The organism is Levilactobacillus suantsaii (assembly GCF_004115745.1).
Lineage (GTDB): Bacteria > Bacillota > Bacilli > Lactobacillales > Lactobacillaceae > Levilactobacillus > Levilactobacillus suantsaii.
In genome coordinates, this window is sequence record NZ_QXIL01000056.1 from 1 (window position 1) to 1402 (window position 1402).

At 37.1% G+C, this 1402-nt stretch carries 1 protein-coding gene and 1 pseudogene; both read left to right on the forward strand.

What is annotated here, in order from left to right; translation table 11 throughout:
- A pseudogene (locus tag DXH47_RS11480) lies at positions 1 to 122 on the forward strand (IS30 family transposase); the annotation flags it as partial.
- 143 nt (positions 123 to 265) lie between these two features.
- Positions 266 to 871 carry a hypothetical protein gene (locus DXH47_RS11485; protein WP_129033429.1) on the forward strand — a complete coding sequence of 202 codons (606 nt, stop codon included), beginning with the start codon at positions 266 to 268 and terminating at the stop codon, positions 869 to 871.
- Positions 872 to 1402 lie beyond the last annotated feature (531 nt).

Genomic DNA, 1402 nt, shown 5'->3' on the forward strand with positions numbered 1-1402 from the left:
TACGCTGGTTCTTCCCGAAAAAGACCAATTTTAGCCAAGTAACGACTGATGAGATCCTAGCAGCACTTGAACTAATTAATCAACGACCATTAAAAATACATCATCAACAGACTGCCATTTAAAGATTCCGGGCTTGTTCGGATTAAACTTGTAATTTGCCATTCCTAAAAAGGTTAGCAAGTCGGTTACGATTTGGAATAAAAAGCATACCAAAAAGATTAGCAACCTTAAGCGCGTTCCTAATAGAACTTGGAGAAGCACCGCAATGCTTACGCTAAAGCACGGTAAAACTAATGCAAAATATTATCGTATTACGGGATGGAATACGAAGAAAACCAAGTCAATTACCGGATATGTTTGGCATGGCTTTGTCAAACCGGGTCTTGCCAAAGATATGCTTAAATCGCAATATATTACCTTAAACATTTTTCCAACAACTAAGGACTATGCAAATTATATAAAGTATTCACCGTCTCAGGGAATAACTCGGCAAATGCTGAAATTACTTCCGCAGAGTAAGCTTGATTTGCAACTCACTAGATTGGCTGGGGCTAAATATAGTTACTACTATTATGATGGGATGAAACCGCTTGTTATAGCTGGCAGTTTCAATGCAAAAAAATATAAAAACATCAAATCTTTCCCTAAAGTAACTAAGTATTTGGCGCAGAGTCGCAAATCAGCTACTAAGACTAGAATTAAAAAAATTAAGAGTATTCTTTCATCTTATGGTTATTCAAAATCGAAGCTTAAAAGCTTGAAAAATTATCACGTTGGATTAATGGTTGTTGATCACACACAGCTGGGAAGTGCAGCGATGTATCCAGATAACGATTACAGCTATGCTTTCGTCATTGCTCAGAAGAAGTAATCAGGACTTTGGGTAATCAAAATTAAGCAGTGGGTCCTGTAGGCTAAGAAGACAGTTCAAATTAATTAAAGCGGCTATAGAGTTGCTAAAATGGCATGATTTCCGAGATGATTTGGAATCATGCCATTTAATATTTGTAATGACGCTTGAATTGGGAGCGAAAACTGATTGAGAGACGTCTTAAACCTTACACATTAGAAATAGGGTATGCGTATTTTAGCTAGAGAGCTGATTCCTGCCAAATCCGAACAAGTCACTAATAGACACTTTAAAAAAGGGGGAGGCCATCTTTCTCTATTTCCATTAATGAGGAAATCCACCTTGGTTAACACATACATCTTAGGGTACTGGAGTGTGAGGGGGGCTTATTTTAAATCGGCGAGTTATATTTTGCTGACAATTAGATGCTAATTGTGCATGGCGGTTATAAAATGTAGGAAAATGACGGCGTAAAAATGTCGGTTTTCCTACATTTTTTGATATTATGAATCACATTGACTTTAGGAGGTTTTCAATGTGAGACATGATGTC